Annotated in this window: 10 protein-coding genes and 5 pseudogenes; 11 read left to right on the top strand and 4 right to left on the bottom strand. The window is 37.9% G+C overall.

Going from position 1 to position 23,446, the window contains the following annotated elements; translation table 11 throughout:
• Positions 1–59: 59 nt before the first annotated feature.
• The 4 genes and pseudogenes from QWU_RS06710 (at position 60) to glmS (ending at position 5,203) form a co-directional block, all read left to right on the top strand.
• Positions 60–1,022 carry a hypothetical protein gene (locus tag QWU_RS06710; RefSeq protein WP_017196450.1) on the top strand — a complete coding sequence of 321 codons (963 nt, stop codon included), beginning with the start codon at positions 60–62 and terminating at the stop codon, positions 1,020–1,022.
• A 39-nt stretch (positions 1,023–1,061) separates the two neighbouring features.
• Positions 1,062–1,865, top strand: coding sequence for a cytochrome c biogenesis CcdA family protein (locus tag QWU_RS06705; protein WP_017196449.1), 804 nt, complete (start codon positions 1,062–1,064; stop codon positions 1,863–1,865).
• Positions 1,865–3,210 (top strand): annotated as a pseudogene (gene glmU, locus QWU_RS09335) (bifunctional UDP-N-acetylglucosamine diphosphorylase/glucosamine-1-phosphate N-acetyltransferase GlmU). Before QWU_RS06705 ends, glmU begins: the two are co-directional and overlap by 1 nt.
• A 170-nt stretch (positions 3,211–3,380) precedes the next feature.
• Positions 3,381–5,203: pseudogene (gene glmS / locus QWU_RS09330) on the top strand (glutamine--fructose-6-phosphate transaminase (isomerizing)).
• 124 nt (positions 5,204–5,327) lie between these two features.
• Here glmS and recG read toward each other — a convergent pair.
• Positions 5,328–7,435: pseudogene (gene recG / locus QWU_RS09325) on the bottom strand (ATP-dependent DNA helicase RecG).
• Positions 7,436–7,707: 272 nt separating this feature from the next.
• On the opposite strand from recG, the gene dnaE reads away from it, so the two are divergent.
• A complete protein-coding gene (dnaE, locus tag QWU_RS06685) occupies positions 7,708–11,196 on the top strand; it encodes a DNA polymerase III subunit alpha (RefSeq protein WP_006589596.1) in 3,489 nt (1,162 codons plus the stop codon).
• A gap of 161 nt (positions 11,197–11,357) precedes the next feature.
• On the opposite strand, the gene QWU_RS06680 is transcribed toward dnaE, so the two are convergent.
• Together QWU_RS06680 and QWU_RS06675 are read right to left on the bottom strand one after the other, a co-directional pair.
• Positions 11,358–12,608, bottom strand: coding sequence for an FAD-binding protein (locus tag QWU_RS06680; protein WP_006589597.1), 1,251 nt, complete (start codon positions 12,606–12,608; stop codon positions 11,358–11,360).
• Between the two features lie 34 nt (positions 12,609–12,642).
• Positions 12,643–12,891, bottom strand: a complete 249-nt coding sequence (locus QWU_RS06675) for a zinc-finger domain-containing protein (RefSeq protein ID WP_006589598.1) — start codon at positions 12,889–12,891, stop codon at positions 12,643–12,645.
• A 305-nt stretch (positions 12,892–13,196) separates the two neighbouring features.
• On the opposite strand from QWU_RS06675, the pseudogene QWU_RS09320 reads away from it, so the two are divergent.
• Positions 13,197–15,378 (top strand): annotated as a pseudogene (locus tag QWU_RS09320) (RNA degradosome polyphosphate kinase).
• Between the two features lie 6 nt (positions 15,379–15,384).
• Positions 15,385–16,896: an exopolyphosphatase gene (gene ppx, locus QWU_RS06665; protein ID WP_006589600.1), complete on the top strand. Its 1,512-nt coding sequence runs from the start codon at positions 15,385–15,387 to the stop codon at positions 16,894–16,896.
• A gap of 315 nt (positions 16,897–17,211) precedes the next feature.
• Here the strand turns inward: ppx and rnd are convergent, their stop codons facing one another.
• Positions 17,212–18,366 carry a ribonuclease D gene (gene rnd, locus QWU_RS06660; RefSeq protein ID WP_026017324.1) on the bottom strand — a complete coding sequence of 385 codons (1,155 nt, stop codon included), beginning with the start codon at positions 18,364–18,366 and terminating at the stop codon, positions 17,212–17,214.
• A gap of 136 nt (positions 18,367–18,502) precedes the next feature.
• Between rnd and aspS the strand changes: the two genes are divergently transcribed.
• The 4 genes and pseudogenes from aspS to QWU_RS09315 all read left to right on the top strand — a co-directional run.
• Positions 18,503–20,293 carry an aspartate--tRNA ligase gene (gene aspS / locus QWU_RS06655; RefSeq protein WP_006589602.1) on the top strand — a complete coding sequence of 597 codons (1,791 nt, stop codon included), beginning with the start codon at positions 18,503–18,505 and terminating at the stop codon, positions 20,291–20,293.
• Positions 20,294–20,597: 304 nt separating this feature from the next.
• Entirely contained in the window at positions 20,598–21,887 is a 1,290-nt protein-coding gene (locus tag QWU_RS06650) for a phage tail protein (protein ID WP_017196447.1), read from the top strand.
• Between the two features lie 9 nt (positions 21,888–21,896).
• The gene (locus QWU_RS06645) at positions 21,897–22,130 is read left to right on the top strand and encodes a hypothetical protein (protein WP_006589604.1); all 234 of its coding nucleotides are present in this window, start codon (positions 21,897–21,899) and stop codon (positions 22,128–22,130) included.
• A 21-nt stretch (positions 22,131–22,151) separates the two neighbouring features.
• A pseudogene (locus QWU_RS09315) lies at positions 22,152–23,446 on the top strand (hypothetical protein); the annotation flags it as partial.

The following is a 23,446-nucleotide window of genomic DNA, read 5'->3' as shown; positions in this document are numbered from 1 at the left end:
GTGATAACTTTGCGATATTGTTTCTTGAAAAAATTATCACTTTGGTCAAGAATATAAAAATGGGTATTTTTGCAAAAATATTGCGTCGATGGTTGCATGTGGTGATTGCTTTGCTAGTCTCGATTAACGCTGTCTTTTCTGAAGAAAGAAAAGAGCAAGATCATCAACAAGAATACTCAACGCATTTTGTTATAAAGTCTCAAGATTACGAAAAAGCAAATGCCATTTCTCAAAGCCAACTCATCTTAAATGCTCGATTAAAAAACAGCAATGAAGATATTATGAAAGGGCTCGTATGGCGTGTCTATGCACCCATCCTAGGGATTGATAATAAATTACCACTCATTGCAACTTATGAAGGTGGAAGTGCACATTTTGATTTAGAGCCAGGGAATTATCTTGTTCATGTCTCATTTGGTCATGCAAGTGCCGTGCAGCATGTGAATTTAGAAACTGGACAAAATCTCATTAAGAAGTTTAACCTTGATGCTGGTGGTGTTATTTTAAATGCCACATTGTTAAATGGTATCATTAATGAAAAGGAACTGCGTTTTACTATTTATGAGGATGAAAAAGAAAATGATGAAACTGGTGTTATTTTATCTAATATTAAAGCTCAATCCGTTATACGTTTGAAAGCTGGTCATTATCATGTTGCTTCTCATTATGGCTCTATCAACGCAACTGTTCGTTCCGATATTGAAGTAGATGCAGGTAAAGTTACTGAAGTCACTCTTGAACATCAGGCAGCCCAAATTGTCTTAAAGTTGGTTCGGCAAGTAGGAGGAGAAGCCCTTGCAGATACAAGTTGGTCTATAACGAACGATTCTGGTGATATTGTTTATGAAACTGTTGGTGCTTATGTTTCGCTTGTATTAGCTGAGGGAGAGTATATTGCTATTGCTAAAAATAAAGATAAAATTTACCAGAAAGTTTTTTCTGTTGTTTCTGGTCATGATGATGAGGTAAGTGTGGTAGCAAATGCGCAAAATATGCAACAAATTGATGAAGAAATGGATTAATAGCAGTTTATAGCATAAAACAAAGATAGGTAGACAGTTTTGGCAATAGAAATTTCAACAATTGGTGTGTTTTTTGCTGGGGCTCTCTCTTTTTTATCACCATGCGTTTTGCCATTAGTTCCTCCTTATTTGTGTTATATGGCAGGTATTGGCATTGATGATTTTCGTTCAGAAAAATGTAATAGGAAAGCATTTATACACTGGGGGCTTTTATCCTCTGTTGTTACTTTTGTGCTTGGTTTTACAACCGTTTTTATTGCTTTAGGTGCCAGTGCTAGCACAGTTGGTAAGTTTATAGGTTTTTATCGTGATTGGTTTGCTATTGCTGCGGGTATTGTTATTATTATTTTTGGCTTAAATTTTTTGGGTCTTTTCAGAATTGCTTTGTTATTTCGTGAAGCGCGTTTTCAAACACAGGGAACGCCCGCTGGTCCTTTAGGGGCTTATGTTATTGGTTTAGCCTTTGCATTTGGTTGGACACCATGTATAGGTCCAATTCTGGGACCTGTTATAACTCTTGCTGGAACAAAAGAAACGGTAGGTGAAGGAGCATTCCTTTTAGGTGTTTACGCATTAGGTCTTGGTGTGCCATTTATATTAGCAGCTTTATTTTCATGCAGTTTTATGAAATTTTTGGGAGCTTTTCGTATTCATTTAGAAAAAGTTGAAAAAGTTATTGGAATTTTTTTGGTTATTACAGGTATTTTGTTTTTGACAGGTTCTATGCAGGCTCTTTCATTTTGGCTTTTGGAACATTATCCTTCATTGAGTGATGTTGAAGCTATTCGTTGGTACGATATTGTAAATTTTTTAGGTTTTCTCGTTAATTATGTGTTGTTATGATTAGAAATTGTCTTTCTATTATTCTTGCAGCAGGTGAAGGGACACGTATGAAATCGTCTCTTCCTAAAGTGCTGCATAAAATTGCTGGTTTGCCTCTTATATGCCATGTCATAAAGCAAATAGAAGCAGCAGGTGCTTCGCAGTTGGCAGTCGTTGTGGGAGAGGCTGCTAAAGATGTTAGCGAAACTGTTCAATCCTTTGCAAAAAATGCAATGATTTTTGAGCAAAAAGAACGTTTGGGAACTGCGCATGCTGCTCTTTCTGCTCGTGTAGCTTTGCAAAAAGAGATTGATGATGTGCTCATTATTTTTGCTGATACTCCTTTAATTGAGCAAAATTCATTACAACAAATTCGTACGCAACTTTCTGATGGAGCAGATATTGTTGTTGCTGGTTTTCACGCTCCAGAGTCAACGGGTTATGGGCGTCTTCTTGAAAAAAATGGTAAGCTTATCGCGATTGTAGAAGAAAAAGATGCAAGTGATGAAGAAAAAAGATTTCTTTTTGTAATGGTGGAGTATTTGCTCTTAACGGAAAATATGCACTTTCTCTTTTAGAAAAGGTTGGTAATCATAATGCAAAGCAGGAATACTATTTAACAGATATTGTTTCCATTGCAGCAAGTGAAGGATTAGATATTCGTATCGTTGAAGTACCTTTTGAAAATATTGTAGGGATTAATAACTGTTTTGAACTTTCTGAGGCTGATTCTTTGTGGCAAAAACGTAAAGCACGTGACCTGATGTTATCTGGTGTGACAATTCTTAAACCGGATAGTGTTTATTTTTCTTATGATACAGAGATTGAACCAGGAGTAGTGATTGAGCCAAATGTTTATTTTGGGCTTGGAGTAAAAGTACAATCTGGTGCAGTTATCCATGCTTTTAGTTATCTAGAAGGAGCGGTGGTTGGTGTAGATGCACAGATTGGACCTTATGCACGTTTGCGTCCTGGAACAGAGTTAGCACGATCAGTAAAGATTGGAAATTTTTGTGAAGTCAAAAAAGCTAAGGTAGGAGAAGCTTCTAAAATTAATCATTTAAGTTATATTGGCGATACAGAAATTGGTGTACATACCAATATCGGAGCCGGAACGATTACTTGTAATTATGATGGATTTCACAAACATAAAATCATGATTGGTGATCATGCTTTCATCGGATCTAATTCAGCGCTTGTTGCTCCATTGGTGATAGGGAATGGTTCTTATATCGCTTCCGGAAGTGTTATCACTGAAAATGTTCCTATAAATAGTATGGCTTTAGGACGTGCCCGGCAAGTGATAAAAGAGAATTATGCAACAAAGTTATGCGCACGCTTATCAGCGAATAAAAAGAAAAAGTGATTATTTTTGTTCATTTTTTTGCTTTATGTTGACCTAATAATTGTGTAGGCGGTTTATTCTTAAGTATTGCTTTACTCTATATTTGATTTATCTGATATCTTGATGCTTTGAATGAAGAGTTATCGGATTGTTTTGGTATATAAATCTGGGATGTGGGTTGGAGCTTTTAAATGTGTGGGATTATTGGAATTCTTGGCAATAGGTGTGTTACATCTTCTTTGATTGATGGTTTGAAGCGTCTTGAGTACAGAGGTTATGATTCTTCTGGTATTGCAACCATACATAATGGGCGCCTTTACCGCATGCGCGCTGCAGGAAAGCTTATTCATTTAGAAGAAAAATTAAAAAAACACCTCTGCAAGGAAATTTAGGAATTGGTCATACGCGCTGGGCAACCCATGGAGTTGCTGTGGAGCGAAATGCACATCCTCATGTAACGGAAAAACTTGCAATTGTTCATAATGGTATTATTGAGAATTTTGTAGAATTGCAAAGGGAACTTATTAAAGATGGTTACCGCTTTGAAACAGAAACAGATACGGAGGTTATAGCACATTTGATTACGCGTGCATTAAATAGTGGACTCTCTCCGCTGGAAGCCATGCGTGAAAGCTGGAAAAAATTGCAAGGTGCTTTTGCTATTGTCCTTATTTTCGAAGGTGAAGATAATCTTATGATTGCTGCACGCTTTGGGCCACCGTTGGCAATTGGCTATGGAAAAGATGAAGTTTTTGTCGGGTCTGACGCTATTGCTTTAGCTCCATTTGTAGACCGTATTAGTTATATGGAGGATGGAGATTGGGCTGTTTTGACACGAGAGAATGTAACAATTTATGATGCGACTAATCAACCAGTAAAACGTTCTATTACAGCATTGTTTGAAGGAAATTTATTGGTTTCTAAGGGTAATCACCGTCATTTCATGCATAAAGAAATGTTTGAACAACCTGAGGTAATTTCTCATAATTTAGCGTATTATCTTGATCTTGGAAATTATACGGTTCGCCTACTTAATAATTTGATTGATTGGAAAAATATTAATCGGATAGTGTTTGCAGGCTGTGGAACAGCTTATTATTCAACTTTAGTTGCTCGTTATTGGTTTGAAAAACTTGCTGCTTTGAGTGTCGATAATGACGTTGCTTCGGAGTTTCGTTATCGTGAACCACCGCTCACTTTTGATGTGTTATCAGTGTTTGTTTCTCAATCTGGTGAAACAGCCGATACATTGGCGTCGTTGCGTTATTGTCGTGAACGTAATGTGAAAGCGGCTACAATTGTTAATGTTGAGCAATCGACAATGGCAAGAGAAGCTGATTTTATTCTGCCAACACTTGCTGGGCCGGAAATTGGTGTTGCTTCAACAAAAGCTTTTACTTGTCAGTTGTCAACACTTGCTGTAATGGCGCTTGGTGCTGCTAAGCAACGGGGATATCTTTCAGAGGAATCAGAGCATCAGTTTGTTCAACAATTGGCAGAAGTTCCACGCATTTTAAATGAGGTTTTAAAGCTGGAAGATAAAATTGAACATATTTGTCGTAATTTGGCGCATGCAAAAAGTGTTCTTTATCTTGGTCGTGGTACTTCGTATCCTATTGCTTTGGAGGGAGCGCTTAAGCTAAAAGAGCTTTCTTATATTCATGCCGAAGGTTATGCTGCCGGTGAGTTAAAACATGGGCCAATTGCGCTGGTGGATGAAACTATTCCAGTGATCGTTGTCGCACCTTATGATCGGTGGTTTGAGAAGGCTTTTTCTAATATGCAAGAGGTGGCGGCGCGGAATGGTCGTATTATTTTGATAACTGATAAAAGAGGAGCAAAAGCCGTTCATTTTGAGACTTTATCAACGATTATTTTGCCTGATATTCCAGAATTTATTGCGCCTATTATTTATGCTTTACCTATTCAGTTAATTGCTTATCATACAGCTGTTTTATTAGGAACAGATGTTGATCAGCCCCGCAATTTGGCAAAATCAGTTACTGTTGAGTAAAAAATAGTTCTATATTTTTGAAATTTTGAAAGAATGAAGACAACACCATTCATTAAGAAGCATAATTTGTTTTTTACAGATTGGATAAGAATATTGCGTAAAGGAATATTTTCCCATTTTATTATTAGCCTGCTCGTAATAGACGTGTAGCATGATCTTGTCCGAAAAGATAAAGGAGTAAACGTAGAGCTTGTCCTCTTTCTGAAGAGAGGTAAGGATCACGTTGCAAGAATAAGCGTGCATCTCTTCTTGCCATTGATAAAAGATCACTATGTACAGCAAGATTTGCTATGTGAAACTCAGGCATACCAGATTGTCGTGTGCCTAAAAGTTCTCCTTCTCCTCGCAGACGCCAGTCTTCTTCAGCGATTTTAAAACCATCTTCTGTAGCGCGTATAATATTAAGGCGTGTTGCAGCCATTTTTGTTAAGGGATCTTTATAGAGTAAAATACAGGATGATTTTTTATCTCCTCGTCCCACCCGTCCACGCAATTGGTGCAGTTGTGAAAGACCAAAATGTTCTGCATGTTCGATGATAATGATCGAAGCATCTGGAATATCTACACCTACTTCGATGACTGTAGTTGCAAGCAAAATATTTATCTTTCCATCTTTAAAGGAAGCCATCGCTGCTGTTTTTTCATCTGTTGACATTTTGCCATGTATTATTCCAACACGCGCTCCAAATCGTTCTTGAAGAAAAGCAAAGCGGCTTTCGATTGATGTGAGCCCGAGAGCTATAGATTCTTCCACTAAAGGACAAATCCAATAGAGTTTTTCTTCTTTTTCTAATGCAATGGTAATTCGTTCTATGAGTTTATTAATGTATTTTAAAGAAAGTATTGCTGTTGTAATGGGCTGGCGTCCCACTGGTTTTTCCGTAAGTTGAGAGACATCCATATCGCCAAAAGCTGTTAAGACGAGTGTACGGGGAATTGGGGTGGCAGTCATGACAAGCATATCAGGCTTATGACCTTTTTCTGTAAGGGCAAGACGTTGATGCACACCAAAGCGGTGTTGTTCATCAATGATAGTTAGAGAAAGATTATGATAGGAAACATTTTCTTGTATGAGAGCATGAGTTCCAATAATAAGAGAAGCTTGGCCTGAGTGAATAGCGTTCAAAATATTTGTACGTATTTTTCCTTTTTCTCGTCCTGTCAAAAGAACTGTTTGTAAGCCAACTTTTTCGGCAAGTGGAGCAATTGTCGCAAAATGTTGCCTGGCAAGAACTTCTGTTGGGACCATTAAAGCTGATTGTCCTGAATTTTCAGCGATTTGTGCCATTGCCATGAGTGCCACGACGGTTTTTCCTGCTCCTACATCACCTTGTAGAAGCCTTAACATTGGTTCTGGTGAAGCAAGATCGTCAGCAATGTCATGTATTGCTTTTGTTTGTCCATTTGTCAGTTGAAAGGGAAGTACTTGTAGCAATTTTTTAGTATAAACACCCGTTGCTGGTCGAGATGTCCCGACAAGAGATTTTGTTTTTAAACGTACCAGTCCAAGCGCTAGTTGACAAGCGAGCAATTCATCATAGGCTAGACGTTTGCGTGCTGCACTCTCTAAGGCTAAATCATTAGGGTCGATGGGTGCATGAATACGGCGTAAAGCAATGGAAAAAGAGCAAAATTTTTGTTGCTTTTTGACGTTTTCTTCTATCCATTCTGGTAAAAGAGGAATATGATCAAGAGCATTTTGTATCGCACGCCTTAGTGTTTTTATTGAGAGTCCGGTGGTAGAAGGGTAAATAGGTTCGATCCAGGGCATTTTATAGGATTGTTCACCTGCTATGATATAGTCGGGATGTATCATTGAAAGATGTCCATTAAAACGTTCAGCTTTGCCTGATACGATGACTTTTTTCCCTTCTGGCAGTTGTTTTTTTAACCAAGCAGGTTGCGCATGAAAAAAACTAAATTCATTTTTCCTGTTGGATCATGCGCCATGATTCGATAGGGTAATCGGTTGCGGCCCATTGGTGATGGCTGATGCTGATCGATAACAATTTCAAGAGTAATGGTATTTCCTTCTTGTGCATCAGCAATAGTTGAACGTATTCTGCGGTCTATAACGGAATGGGGCATTAATTGAAGGAGATTAATAAGGGTAGGTTCGCATTGCGCGGGATTTATATTTAAGACTTTTGCTAATAAGCTATAAATTTTCGGTGTAATCCCAGAAAGAGTGCGAATAGAATGAAAAAGAGGGGCAATAAGGCTTGGAAGCATAAGCGAATTTAACTTGTACTTTTTGTTTTTTCTAGTGCTTTGAAAGAGCTTTTTGGGGATAAATTATAGAAAAAAAGTTATTTTATTTACATTTTGAATTTTAAGCAGAACAATCAGCATTTAAAGAATGCAAGAAAGAGTAGTAAGATTCGTAATATTTTCTACGGTTTTCTCCTTTTGTTTTATCTGTTTATTTGCTGTGAATAGAGATATTTTCTTGATAAAAGTCTTTTATAAATTTAACATTTATTTTGTAGTAGGACATTGTAAGAGTGGCAGAAGATAGAAGTAAGATAGGAGATACAAAGAATACTCTTCCTCGCTTTATTCATTTGAGAGTGCATTCTGCTTACTCACTGCTCGAGGGAGCTTTAAAGATCCCACAAATTATTCAACATGCAATTTTAGATCATACACCAGCAGTTGCTATTACCGATACAAATAATTTATTTGGCGCTTTAGAATTTTCGCAATATTGCTTTTCTCATGGAATACAACCTATTATTGGTTGCCAGCTTGCCGTTGATTTTGCTGACGAAAATGATAATTTACGTTCTTTTCAAGGGCACTATCCTGCTAATTTCTGCTCTCTTGTTTTGTTCGCTGCTAGTGAGATTGGCTATACGCATTTGGTACGTCTTGTTAGTCGTGCTTATCTTGATAAATCTGATACTGATCCACCTCATATTAAAATCGATTGGTTAGCATCACACAGTGAAGGAATAATCGCTTTAACGGGTGGACAGGGAGGGCCTATTAATTTTTCCTTAGCAGAAGGAAAAAAAGAACGTGCTATTAAACGTTTAACCTATTTAAAAAAAATTTTTACTGATCGTCTATATGTAGAATTACAGCGGCATGGTTTTTTTGATAGACAAGTAGAAGCTTTACTTATTGAATTGGCGTATAAATATGAAATTCCTCTTGTTGCAACCAATGAAGCTTTTTTTCTGAATAGGGAAGGGTATGAAGCGCATGATGCACTGATGGCGGTTGCAGAAGGGCAAATTGTCTCTAATTCAGAGCGTAAACGCGTGACACCAGATCATTATTTGAAATCACAGGATGAAATGGTAGCATTATTTTCTGATCTTCCGGAATCTTTAGAAAATAGTGTTGAAATCGCATTGCGTTGTCATATTGCTACGCCAGTTCGAAAACCAATATTGCCTCGTTTTATAGAACAATCTATTGATTCAAACTGTACTTTAAAAGTAGAAGATAGTGAATTGTTAAATCAAGCAAAAGCTGGTTTAAAAATACGCCTTGAGACAATTGGATTGGCTGAAGGATATACTGTTGCGGATTATGAACAACGGCTTGATTATGAAGTTTCTGTTATTACACGCATGCAATTTTCTGGCTACTTTCTTATCGTTTCGGATTTTATAAAATGGGCAAAGGCCCATGATATTCCTGTTGGTCCAGGGCGTGGTTCTGGTGCTGGTTCACTTGTGGCTTATGCATTGACTATTACTGATGTTGATCCTTTGCGTTTTTCTCTTCTTTTTGAACGTTTTCTGAATCCGGATCGTGTGTCGATGCCGGATTTTGATATCGATTTTTGTCAAGAGCGGCGCGAAGAAGTGATTCATTATGTTCAGAAAAAATATGGTCGTGATCAAGTTGCTCAAATTATTACATTTGGTAAGTTACAAGCACGTGCAGTGTTGCGGGATGTTGGGCGTGTTTTAGAAGTGCCTTATCGTCAGGTAGATTATCTTACAAAATTGGTTCCTGCTACACCTGGGAGTCAGGTTGAATTGGCTGATGCTATCAAGGATGAACCTAAATTTGAGGAAGAAAAGAAAAAAGATCCTCTCATTGGCCGCACATTAGATATAGCACTTCAATTGGAAGGACTTTATCGTCATGCATCAACTCATGCAGCAGGGATTGTGATTGGCGATAGGCCGCTTTCAGAGCTTGTTCCGATGTATCGTGATCCTCGTTCCGATATGCCTGTTACACAATTTAATATGAAATATGTGGAACAAGCAGGGTTGGTCAAATTTGATTTTCTTGGATTAAAAACGCTTACTGTTTTGAAAATGGCAGTAGATCTTGTTGCACGAAAAACAGTAAAAATAGATTTGTCGAATATTCCTCTCAATGATGAAAAAACTTATGCTATGATGGCACGTGGTGAAACAGTTGGTGTGTTTCAAGTGGAAAGTGCTGGTATGCGTAAGGCGCTGATTGGGATGAAGCCAGATCGTATTGAAGATATTATTGCTCTTGTTGCACTTTATCGTCCTGGACCAATGGAGAACATTCCAACCTATAACGCACGCAAACATGGGGAAGAGAAAATTGCTTCTATTCATCCCAAAATAGATCATCTGATTAAAGAAACACAAGGTGTTATTGTTTATCAGGAGCAAGTAATGCAGATTGCTCAAGTACTTGCTGGCTATTCGCTTGGAGAAGCGGATTTATTACGGCGCGCTATGGGTAAAAAGATTCATAAAGAAATGCAACAACAGCGTACGCGTTTTGTAAACGGAGCTGTTGCTGGTGGTGTTGATAAAGATCAAGCTGATATTATTTTTGATCTTTTAGCAAAATTTGCAGATTATGGCTTTAATAAATCACATGCCGCTGCTTATGCGATTGTTTCTTATCAAACTGCCTATATGAAAGCACATCATCCCGTTGAGTTTTTAGCTGCTTCAATGACCTATGATATGACAAATACAGATAAGTTAAATGATTTTCGGCGTGAAGCACTAAGATTAGGTATTAAAGTTATTGCTCCTTCTGTACAGACATCACATCGTGTTTTTGAGGTTGGCGATAACTGTATTTATTATTCTCTTGCTGCTATTAAAGGTGTAGGAGAAGCGGTCGTTGATCATATTGTTGCTTGTCGTGGAAATAAATTTTTTAAGAATCTAGAAGATTTTTGTGCGCGTATTGATCCGCGTATTGTTAATAAGCGTACGATGGAAAGTTTGATTTGTGCTGGTGCCTTTGATTGTTTTCATATTGCACGTGAGGTTTTATTGGCAAGTCTTGGAACGCTTCATGCGCGTGCACTTCGCATTCTCGAAAACAATTCTAGTGGACAAATTGATATATTTGGCATGACGGGAGGATTAAAAGAGCCTTTGATTTTATCGCAAACATCTCCTTGGTTACCAGATGAAAAACTGCATCGGGAATTTCAAGCAATAGGTTTTTACTTTTCTGCGCATCCTTTGGATGAGTATCAAGCTATTCTTGCTAAAAAGCGTGTACAAAGCTGGATTAATTTTGCCAATGCCGTTAAAGGAGGGGCGACTGCCGCAAGGTTAGCTGGAACTGTTGTGGCAAAACAAATCCGCAAGACAAAGTCTGGTAAGAAAATGGGGATCATTCATTTTTCTGATACGAGTGGGCAGTATGAAACTGTTCTCTTTTCTGAAGGACTCTCGGATTATGAAGCAATACTAGAGCCCGGAAAATCTTTTATTATTACGGTGAGTGCTGAAAATCGTTCTGAAGGTATAGGTTTGCGACTTGAGACCGTCCAGTCTTTGGAAAAGGAAGTATCACGGAATCATAAAATGATGCGCCTCTTTATAAAAACAGTTGATATGTTGCCGCAGATCGAACAAAATTTAAACCCTAGTGGGAATGGGGAAGTAGGGCTTATTTTGATTCAAGAAGATGGATTACGAGAGATCGAAATTACACTCCCAAAGCGATATAAGGTTAATTCACGTGTGGCAAGTTCTATGAAAGCTATTCAGGGTGTTATTGATGTGGAGTTGACTTAAAAAAATTGTAAAGTGAATGTTTATTTTGTATAGCGTTTTTAGTTTTTTATATTGAATTATAAATTCTAAAAATCTTTGCTTTTATTAAGGTAAATTATATAAAATTTCTTTCTCAATAAATATGTCTTTTGGTTTGTATAGCCAAAATTACTACAGGAATTTTATAAGTTTTTACTATATGCTTTTATGGAATGCATAGCATCATAGTTATAAAGCCAATTAAGGTTTGACATAATACTCTCTGGGGTACGAACTTTCATGATAAAATTACGTGCAATTGCTATGGGGCCAGTTGCATGGTAAGCTATTTTGTTGAAATCTCCCCGTTTTTTTACGGCTTTCAGTCGGGGTGTACGGATTTTTTGATAAAGCGAAAGCGCTTCAGTGAGTGAAAGATCTTTATAAGAGAGTATTTCTGCTAGTGTGGCCGCATCTTCTATTGCCATAGCGGCGCCTTGTGCGGCAAAGGGGAGGATTGCATGTGCACTATCCCCAACAAATACTTGTCTCTCTAAGCCTAAAAAACGATGTTGTTTCATTTGAAAAAGTGGCCAATAACTCCACGTATCAATATGGTCAAAGATTTGCAAAATTTGTATATGCCAATCTTTTAAAAGAGCTTTCAAATTTTCTTTATTTCCTTTATGTGTCCATCCTTCTTTTGAATTTTTTCCATTTGTGATAGCTACAAAATTAAATAGTTTTGTTGATGATTGAATGGGATAGACAACAAGATGATTTTGAGGCCCCATCCAAGCAGTAATGGTTTTCATATTTTGCAATAAAGAACGAAAGCCTTTAGGAAGATTTTTGAATTCTGCTGTAGCACGCCAAGCAATAAAGCCACTAAAATCTGCTCTTTCATGAAAAGGTGTTGATTGCCGTAATGTAGACCAAACTCCATCACATCCTATAAGAAGCGGTGTTGAATAGAACTGCTGTTGTTTTGTTTGATTTGATGTGTTTGTCTTTATCGTTTTTATATGAATGCTACCAGATTCCATTTGAGTAGCTGATATAACAGTTTCACCTGCTTTATATTTAATAAAAGTATTTCCTATAACAGCATCATATAAAATTTTTTGTAAGGCAGCGCGATGAATTATAATGTAAGGGAATTTCCAATTTTTTTTCACTAAATTGATAAGATTAACACGCAGCCGTGTTTTTAAAGATATTCCCTCTCTTAATTCCAGAAAGCGCGGTATTGTTCCCATTTCAATAAGTTTATTAAGAATTCCCCATTGCGCAAGAATACATGTTGCATTTGGGGTAAGCTGAATACCAGCACCTACAGCCTCAAGTTGTTGATATTTTTCGATAAGGATGCTTGTTATTCCTTTATGGGCGAGTGCTAAAGCGGTACTTAAACCTGCAATCCCTCCTCCAACGACGATTGGTGATTGATCCATGGGTTTTCTTCACATTGAAAAAGCTGAAAATGCCTTATAATGAATTATCTGGGTGATATAAACACCCTGTTGGGTTTGTCTGATTGTATGATAGTGAGGAAACATAGCGATAAAGTGTTGAACAATAAGGACAAATTTTTTCATCGGCAGCTCCCATGTCAATAAAAATATGGGGATGATCGAATGGTTGTGTAGCACCCACACACATAAATTCTTTTACACCGATTTCAATTGTTTTATAACCAAGATCATTTTGGAAGTGGGGAATGTTACAATCAGCCATGGTATCAAACTCCGGATAAAATTGTCTAAACAGGTATGATTTTTACTTTTTTATATAGATGAGTTTGTAATAAAGCTTATGATAATGCAAGAAGCTTTTTTAAAAACAGAAACGCACTATGCTTTTATGTTAATGGGCTTATTCTCTGTTTTTTAGCGCCTTGTGTATTAGCAATAATTTCAAATATTTAATGTAAATAATATTGAGAAAAATGAATTATGAAAGGGTAAGATATTGTAAAGTGTTCTATGAGATATTTAACCATAAGGATATTAGGAAGTATAAAGGAAGCTTAGCTAAACTATATGAAACAGAGGGTAGTAAGTAAAATTTCTCTATCGGATATAACAATGAAAAGTCCAATGCGGTTTGTGAATAGAGAATTTTCATGGTTACAATTTAATACACGTGTATTGATGGAGGCTACTAATCCAAGGCATCCTTTATTAGAACGGCTACAATTTCTTTCCATTTCAGCGGCAAATCTTGATGAGTTTTTTATGGTTCGTGTTGCTGGACTCGTTGCTCAAATTCGTTCTGGAGTTACAGCGTGTAGTGCAGATGGGTATACGCCGCAGGAGCAACTTGATGTTGTGTTAGCTGAGATTTCACGGTTGCAAACTCATCAATTACAGGAATTACGTGTTTTGCGCAATGAATTAAAACAGAGTGATATTGAAATTATTTGTCCTGATGGGCTTTCAGAAATTGAAAAATTATGGCTTGAAAAATATTTTCTTGATACAATTTTTCCTGTTCTAAAACCTTTATCTGTTGATTCTGCTCATTCTTTTCCATTTATTCCTAATTTAGGGCTTTTGCTTGCTCTCCAATTGTCTCGGGGGGCTGATCAACACGTGGTCATAGTGTTGTTGCCACTCCCAATGGCGTTGAAGCGTTTTATTCTTCTTCCCCAAGAGGATAATAATTTTCGTTTTATTGCCTGTGAAGATGTTGTTAGCCTGTTTATAAGTCATGTATTCCCTACTTATAAAGTTGATGGAATTGGTACATTTAGGGTTATCCGTGATAGTGATATTGAAGTAGAAGAAAAAGCAGAAGACCTTGTTCATTTTTTTGAAACTGCTCTTAAAAGACGTCGTCGTGGGCAGGTTATTCGAATTGAATTTGATGCGAAGATACCAAAGAATTTACGTCAATTTATAACAAATAGTCTTGCTGTTCCTGATAATTATATCAGCGTTCTTGATGGGCCTTTGGCGCTTAATATGGTATCAGAGATTGTTTCTATCCCACGTGATGACCTAAAATTTATTCCTTACACTCCTCGTTTTTCTGAATCTATTCGTGTACATAAGGGGGATTGTTTCGCGGCTATTGATGAAAATGATATGGTAATTCACCATCCTTATGAGTCCTTTGATGTTGTCGTGCAATTTTTATATCAAGCAGCTCGCGATCCTGATGTTGTAGAAATCAAGCAAACTCTTTATCGTACATCGAATGATAGCCCTATTGTTAGTGCTTTGATTGAGGCTGCTGAACAGGGGAAAATCTGTGATTGCTTTGGTGGAGCTTAAAGCACGTTTTGATGAAGAAGCGAATATTCGTTGGGCACGTGACCTTGAGCGTGCGGGTGTTCAAGTTATTTTTGGTTTTATTACCTTAAAAACACATGCTAAGATGTCACTTATTGTAAGGCGTGAAGGAAAGCGTTTTTGCTCTTACGTTCATCTTGGAACGGGGAATTATCATCCTATTAATGCTAAGGTTTATACCGATCTTTCTTTTTTTACTACTGATGATGATATTGCTCATGATGTTACATTATTGTTTAATTATATTGCTCAATATGAACGTCCAAATGAAGCAATGAAGATTGCTTTTTCACCCTTAACGTTGCGTAATCGTATTTTAGAACATATTGAAGGAGAAATTATTAATGCACAACAGGGACGGCTGGCAGCTATTTGGATAAAAGTCAATGCATTGGTAGATCCAGAAATTATTGATGCTTTGTATCGTGCTAGTCAAGCAGGTGTACAGATTGATTTGGTAGTGCGCGGCATATGTTGTTTGCGTCCTGGTATTCCAGGAATTTCGGATAATATTCGTGCAAAGTCAATTGTGGGGCGTTTTCTTGAACATAGTCGCATTTTTTGTTTTGGTAATGGGGAAGATTTGCCGAATGAAAACGCACTTGTTTACTTAGGATCTGCTGATATGATGCCTCGTAATTTGGATTATCGTATTGAAATATTGGTTCCCATTTTTAATAAAATGGTTCGTAAGCAGATTCTTTTACAAATTATGTTGGCTAATATTATTGATAATCAACAAAGCTTTGATATACTCAATAATGGAAAATCAAGACGTGTAGCACCGCAAAGAGGCGAAAATCCGTTTAATGCACAGGAGTATTTTATGGTCAATGCAGGTTCAGCGGGGTGGGAAAAATCTTTTGATTCTTCTACTTCGCGTTTGGTAGCGTTGCATCAGCGGCAAGCCAGAGTGCATAAAGACTGAAATTCAATGACATATATAAATGCTCAAGGACGGATTAAAGGGTGTAAGCCTATCGCTGTTATCGATATTGGCTCAAATTCTGTTCGGCTTGTTATTTATGAAGGTCTTGTCCGTTCTCCAGCAGTTTTATTTAATGAAAAAGTTCTCTGTGGTCTTGGTCAAGGAGTCGCAAAAACTGGTTTTTTAGAAGAAAAATCAATAAAAATGGCGCTGCAAACATTGAAACGGTTTCGTGCACTCTGTCAACAAATTGGAGCAGATGAGATCTATACACTCGCAACAGCAGCAGCGCGAGAAGCAGAAAACGGATCAATATTTATTCAAAATGCTGAAAATATCTTGCAAAATAAAATATGTCTTCTTTCAGGAAGTGAAGAAGCCGTTTATTCAGCATATGGGGTTATTTCTACTTTTTACAAACCCAAGGGAATTTCTGGAGATCTTGGTGGTGGAAGTCTGGAACTTATTGATATTGATGACTCTAAAGTAGGTGAGGGGATTACACTGCCATTGGGTGGTTTACGCCTACAATATATGTCCAATAATAATATTGCTATTGCTGCAAAAATTGCACATGAGCAGTTTGGTAAATCTACTGCTGTTCGTAAGGGTAGGGCACGTTGTTTTTATGCAGTAGGAGGAACTTGGCGCAATTTGGCGAAACTCCATATGGCAACCAAACATTATCGGCTACCTGTTATGCATGGCTATGAAGTTGATGCAGTTGAAATGGAAGATTTTTTGCATCTTATTGTGAGTGGAAATATTGATAATATGAAAGGGATTACGGCTATTTCAAAAAATCGCCGTCAGCTTTTATCTTATGGGGCCATCATTCTTATTGAGCTTATTCAGTATATGGGGTTTGAAAAAATAATATTTTCTGGAGCAGGCGTTCGTGAAGGTTTTCTTTATTCGCGATTACCACAAGAAATTCGTGTTTCTGATCCTCTCATTGCAGCATGTACAGAAATGGCTATTTTACGAGCACGCTCCCCAAAGCAGGCAGAAGAGCTCATTGATTTTACAACAAATGCTTTTAAAGCTTTTGGGATTACAGAAACTGAAAATGAATGTCGTTATCGCAAGGCGGCCTGTCTTCTTGCGGATATTGGTTGGCGCATACATCCAGATTATAGGGGGAATGAAGCGGCCAATCGGATAGCACTAGGATCGTATCCAGGAATTTCTCATGAGGGCCGTGCTTATGCTGCGCTCGCTGTTTTTTTTCGCAATACAGGTTTATTAATTGATGAAGAATCACTTCCTATCTTTCAACTTGCAACTCAAAATCTTATTGAGAAAGCAAGCATTCTTGGTGGAACTATGAGGATTGCTTATCTTTTTAGTGCTTCTACTGCAGGCATTTTACCCCATTTATCATGGCATAAAAAAACAGATCATGTTGTCTTATATATTCCGAAGCGTTACGCTGATTTATTAGGTGAACGTCCTCTCAATAGGTTGAAGAAATTATCAAAAATAATAAAAAAACCTCTCTTTTTTGAAATTTTTTAATTCTTTTTCTATTAAGATATAAAACTCGTTCCTCCATTGTGCGCCATTAAAGTTCTTATAAAATTCATCTTTTAGATTATTAAAAGCTCATGTTTATTCAAAAAAGCATTGATCAAAGTTAAATGTTAAAATTGTAACATGTCTTTTTTACTACATTTAAGTGATAATAAAGCATATTAAATTAACATGAAAACATAAATAATATGGCAGATACAATTTACCAGTCATTTTTGTACAAATGAAGCACACAAGTTTCTTTAGAAAATTTCTATTATGATAATTTTAGAATATAAATGTTTAAAAGTTTTTTATAAATTAAAGCTGTTTTGTGCTTATTTTTCCATTATCAAAATAAAATCCTATTTGTCCCTTTAGCACTTGTTCGGCTTTTTGCCCAAATATTTCATAGCGCCAACCATTCATAGCGGGGATGTTTTTCTTTATACAACTATTGGCAATTTTTTCTAAGTCATTAGAAGTTGCAATAACTTTGGGCGCAATGCCATTTTCGTTTGCAACAAGTTTTAATAATACTTTTAGAAGGTCAATAACAGCAGTTGATGTTTCATTTAAGGAATTATGTTTAGGAAGGGGAGGTAAAGTGGTAAGATCGACCTCTAAGCCTTCATGGATAGCTTGGATTAATGTTTGTGCTATTGAGAGTTTATTCCAGTTTTTGTTCAGACTGCGCAAATGTTTTAGGGCAGTTTCATCTTTTGGTTGTTGAGTTGCTATTTCGATAAGGCATTCATCTTTCATGATATGACGACGTGGAATATTATACTTTCGTGCTTTACGTTCACGCCAAGCTGCTATTTTTTGTAATATGGCAAGTTCACGCTGTTTTTTAACTTTGCCTTTTACCTTTTTCCATGCCTCATCTTCTGGCATATCATAGGTTTTAGGAGATAAAAGGATTGCTATTTCATCATCCATCCAGTGGGTGCGTTTATTTTTTTCTAGTTGTTTTTTTAATAGAAGGTAAACTTCTCTTAGATAGGTTACATCAGCAAGAGCATAGAGTAGCTGTTTTTCAGAAAGGGGGCGGCAACTCCAGTCTGTAAAACGAGATGATTTATCAAGTTTATGACCTGTACAACGTTGTACAATTTGATCATAGGAGATAGAATCACCAAATCCACAAATTGATCCTGCTATTTGTGTATCAAAGAGAGGAGAGGGAATAACGCCTCCAAGATGATAAATTGTTTCAATATCTTGACGTGCAGCATGAAAAACTTTAACAATTTTTTTATCTAGCATAAGATCAAAAAACGGTTGTAAATCAATCTCTTGTGACATTGGATCGATAAGAACTGTGGTATGTGGTGATGCCAGCTGAATGAGACACAGTTGTGGCCAGAAAGTTGTTTCGCGTATAAATTCAGTATCAACTGTTACAAAATCTGAGGTACGCAGAATAGCAAGAGCAGTTTCAAGGTCTGTTGTTTTTGTAATAAGATTCATCATGTCTTTTATTATAGCGAGATAAATTAAATTTGTCTTTTCTTGACTTTTTTTTGAGTTTTTATCCTCATATCTTGACAAGTGGTTCTTAAAAAGCGTTTGTAGCGCATGTGTAATATTATAATCAAAGGCAAAAACTATGCATCGTTATCGCAGTCATAATTGCGCTGCTCTTCGTAAATGTGATGTAGGAAAAAAAGCCCGTCTTTCTGGGTGGGTTCACCGTGTTCGTGATCATGGCGGTATCCTTTTTGTAGATTTGCGTGATCATTTTGGAATCATACAGATTGTTGTTGATCCTGCTACACCAGCTTTTAAAGTTATCGAAAAAGTACGTTCTGAATGGGTTATTCGTGTAGATGGGGAGGTGTGTGCACGTTCTGATGAAGCTATTAATACATCTCTTCCGACCGGCGAAATTGAAATTTTTGCGAAAGAAGTGGAAATTCTTTCAAAGTCTGATGAACTTCCTTTACCCGTTTTTGGTGAACCTGATTATCCAGAAGATATTCGATTAAAGTATCGTTTTCTTGATTTACGTCGTGAAACTATGCACAAAAATATCATGCGTCGTACCGAAATTATTGCTGCTATCAGACGCTCTATGCAAGAGAATGGTTTTATAGAATTCACCACACCACTTTTGACAGCTTCATCGCCAGAAGGGGCGCGTGATTTTTTGGTTCCAAGTCGTATTCATCAGGGAAAATTTTACGCGTTGCCACAAGCACCTCAGCAATACAAACAGTTGTTAATGATGTCGGGGTTTGATCGTTATTTTCAAATTGCTCCCTGTTTTAGAGATGAAGATCCAAGGGCTGATCGTCTTCCAGGAGAATTTTATCAATTAGATATTGAAATGAGTTTTGTTGAACAGGAGGATGTTTTTGCAACAATGGAACCCATTATGCGTTCTCTTTTTGAAGAGTTTGCAAATGGAAAATCTGTAACACAAAACTTTCCTCGCATTTCTTATGATGACGCAATGCGTAAATATGGTTCAGATAAGCCTGATTTACGTATTCCGATCATTATGGAAGATGTTTCACAGCATTTTTATGATTCCGGTTTTAAAGTTTTTGCTCATATTTTAGCAAATAATGAAAATGCACGGGTATGGGCTATCCCAGCTAAAACAGGTGGCAGCCGTGCTTTTTGTGATCGTATGAATGGATGGGCGCAAAGAGAGGGGCAAGCGGGGCTTGGTTATATTTTTTGGCGCGAAGAACAAGGGAATTTTGAAGGTGCTGGTCCTATAGCCAAAAATATTGGTGAGCAAAGGACTGAAGCAATTCGTGCACAGCTTAAACTTGAAAGTGGTGATGCTTGCTTTTTTGTGGCAGGAGATCCAAAGAAATTTGTATCTTTTGCTGGAGCAGCGCGAACACATATAGGGGAGGAATTAAATCTTGTTGATCGCGAGTGTTTTTCTTTGGCTTGGATCGTCGATTTTCCATTTTTTGAATGGAATGAAGATGAGAACAAGCTTGATTTTGCTCATAATCCTTTTTCTATGCCACAGGGGGGAGAAAAAGCTCTTGAAAGTCAAGATCCTCTAACTCTTAAAGCATTTCAGTATGATCTTGTTTGTAATGGTTATGAGATTGCGTCAGGTGGAATTCGTAATCATTCACCAGAAATGATGCTTAAAGTTTTTAATCTTGCTGGCCTTTCTAAAGAGGTAGTAGAGCGTCGTTTTGGTGCTCTTTACCGCGCGTTTCATTATGGAGCTCCACCACATGGTGGTATGGCGGCTGGTGTTGATCGTATTATTATGCTTTTGCAGGGTGTCAAAAATTTGCGGGAGGTTGCATTATTTCCTATGAATCAGCAAGCGCTTGATCTTTTGATGAGCGCTCCATCAGATGTTTCGTCTACACAATTGCGTGATTTAGCAATACGAATTACTTCCGTTACCAAAAATGGTTAATTGTGGATTATTGCTATTTTTCTGCCTGTAGTAAAATGTAAATGTTTTGAAATGACTCTGCTGTATATGTTGCTATAAAAGCTGAGCTGTATACTTTGTTTACATTTTAGACCTTGTAGGAAATTGATTCAAGATACACAGGTTTAAAATGAGAGAATCTTACGATATTCGGAACTCTCATTCAATATGAATAGCACTAGATATATCATTATAAATCAAAGTCTTGTAGGTTTGTTGAACAGGAGAAGTGAAACGCGCCCGATTAATGTATCGGTTGTCTTTGCGATAAAAACCTGAGGTAGAAATGTCAACAATTTATGATTGGTCGTTGACGGCGTTAGAGAATGCTGGTGCGGATGGCTTTATTAACTGGTTGGAAGGACAAGCACCTCATACAGTTAATGATAGTGCTCGTTGTATGATGCAAAGGATAAGAGAATATCTAACAGATACGGGTGGAGTACTTGAAGGGATTTTAAAGTTTGATGATAAACAACAAACGACGGCGATTATGCTTGAAACCAAGTCACAATTTAAAGAGTACAAGAATGGCATAGTTGTGTGGTTTAAAGCGAAGGGTAAGAATGTTGGGGCAACCACGGTTTCTCTCGATAGTCTCTCAAGCAAACCGGTTTATAAGGCAACAGAAGAGGGCATTTTTCCTCTTGTGGGGGGAGAGATACAAAAGGGTTCCATTTATAGCTTAGTGTATGATGAAGAGATTTCAGGTTGGCAACTTCTCAATCCTACGATGAGAAAAGTGCATTCTTTTAGACGATTACCCGCTGGTTTTATAGGTGCATTTGCTATGGAACTTCTCCCGGCAGGCTGGTTGTTATGTGATGGACAAGCTTATTCACGGTTGCTTTATAGCGATTTATTTGCGGCGATAGGGACCATGTGGGGACCAGGTAATGGTGAGAAGACATTTAATGTTCCTGATTTACGCGGGATGTTTTTGCGTGGTTTTGATTATTTTGGTTTTGTTGATGCTGGTCGCAGTTTTTCCAGCATGCAACAATGTTCATTGAGAGAGCATGAACACGGTCTTGTTTTTCCTTCAGCAACATACATTTCTACGCGGAGCAGGCGAGCGAGTTCTTCAGTTAAGGCCAGTTCGAGAAGACAGAGGAGTGTTTATGTAGATTATGAAGTTATTGGTGAAGATCATGTCACTGAAACGAGAAATAATTTACGAGGTAGAACTGGCCGAAGAAGATGTTTTTCATCTAGTCTTTGGGGTGAAGATAATGCTGATTGTTTTGGAGACGGTCAAGATGCATTGCCCTCACGTTCTCCTAGTTTGCAGAATGAGGAGTGTGTTGGTTTGACGGGAGATGCCTTACGAAAATGTAATGAGGCTTTTGAAGGTATCAGCCCTCCTACAGGAGAAGAAACACTGTCTCAAACGCGCAAGGCTTATACCACACATCCATTTTTTATTGAGCATGACAGTGCTATGCGTCCATATATTTTCCCCAAAGTTTTTGGCGAAGATTTAGGAGAGCATGATCATACAATCATGATGGGTCGTTTTGGTGGAGAAGAGACCCGCCCGATAAATGTGAGTGTAATTTATGGAATAAAGACATGAGGTTATAGAATGTTATCGAATCTATTTGCAATATCAGAGATTATCGACCCGTCTCAAGTACGGGTTGTTTTGTATTCTGGTGGAGGTTTTGTGCATGCGCCGCTTAATGGTGTTTTTGATTTAGTAACAACGAATTTGAAAACAGAAATTTATGGTTCTTTGCAAGATATAGAGAAGCGGTTAGAGGCGTTAAGCAAAGAGCTTAGAGATTTGAAAGAAAGTTCTTTAGATGAAGTACTCTGAATGATGTAGTGAGGAAAGCAAATGAAGATCCCCGATCATAGTCATGAATATCAAATACCAGTAGCGACGAGAGAAGAAATTCTAGAGGGTCTTTCGGAAGAAAGCTTTGTTGTGCCCAAATTGTTAGGAACCGCCTCTCTTTATGCTTATGAAGCCTTTTCGACAGCGGAGCAGGGGGTACAGGCCCATCAGGCATCGGAACGCGCTATAGGGTTAGCGACGACAGCCAAACAAACAGCGGATGCAGCGCAAAGAGTGGCAGATGATGCTAAGGAATTAGCACAGACAGCGTCTAATGCGTCAAGGATAGCGGTTTCTACAGCAAGTGAATGGCAAAAATCAGCAAATGATGCTTTCACGCAAGCGAGAGAAGCAAAAGAAAAAGCAGATAGAGCACACAAGACAGCCAATAATGCGCATGAGGCTGCGACAGAAGCGGTTAAGGCATCAAGTATTGCGACAAGCACGGCAACAGAAGCCAAGAGTGGATCTGAAGAAGCCAAGCAAACAGCAGGGGAAGCCAAGGAATTATCTCAATCTGCTACGACAGTCGCCAACCAAGCAGAGCAGATAGCAACTGAAGTTAGGCAAGAGGTAAGTAGAGCACTTAGTACAGCGAATGATGCGAAGTCACTGGCAGATGAGACAAAAGGGATTTTTGAGGCATCCAAGAGAGCGTTAGATGATCTAAAGGAAAGTGTTGAAGCTTTTAAGAGCGCTTCAGAAACAGCAACAACGAGCAGCGTGCAATCTCTTAGAACAGCGTCAGAAGCCAAGACGACAGCGTTAGAAGCAAGGCAAGCAAGTGAAACAGCAACGACGACAGCAAGCTCTGCGAAAACAACGGCAGATGAGGCCTTAACAGAGGCAAGAGAAGCCAAGAGCACGGCAAAAGAAGGAAAGGTTTTTTTAGAACAAACCAAGGATATTTTTGATGGCGTCAAATCTTCTGTTTCAACTGTTAAGATGGTTGCAGAAGCAGCAAAAGCCAGTGGTGAAGAAGCCTCTCAAGCAGCATCAGCAGCGAAGGATTTGGCGGAAACGGCGAAAAGTAGAGCCGATAGTGCAAGCACAAAAGCTGAACAGGCAGAACAGCAAGCAACAGAGGCATCTAGAATAGCGAATGAAGCGAAAGAAACATCAGAAACAGCGGCAAGCACGGCAACAGAAGCCAAGAGTGGATCTGAAGAAGCCAAGGAGATTGCCGAGCGAGCAAAGAGTGTAGCGGATCAATCAAAACAAGCTTTAGATATAACAAAGCAAGAGTTAGATGGAATTAAGAAGTCTCTAACAACAGCAACAACGACTTCGAATTC

Origin of the sequence: Bartonella birtlesii IBS 325, from assembly GCF_000273375.1 — a bacterium.
Lineage (GTDB): Bacteria > Pseudomonadota > Alphaproteobacteria > Rhizobiales > Rhizobiaceae > Bartonella > Bartonella birtlesii.
This window is presented reverse-complemented; position numbering and strand designations above follow the sequence as displayed.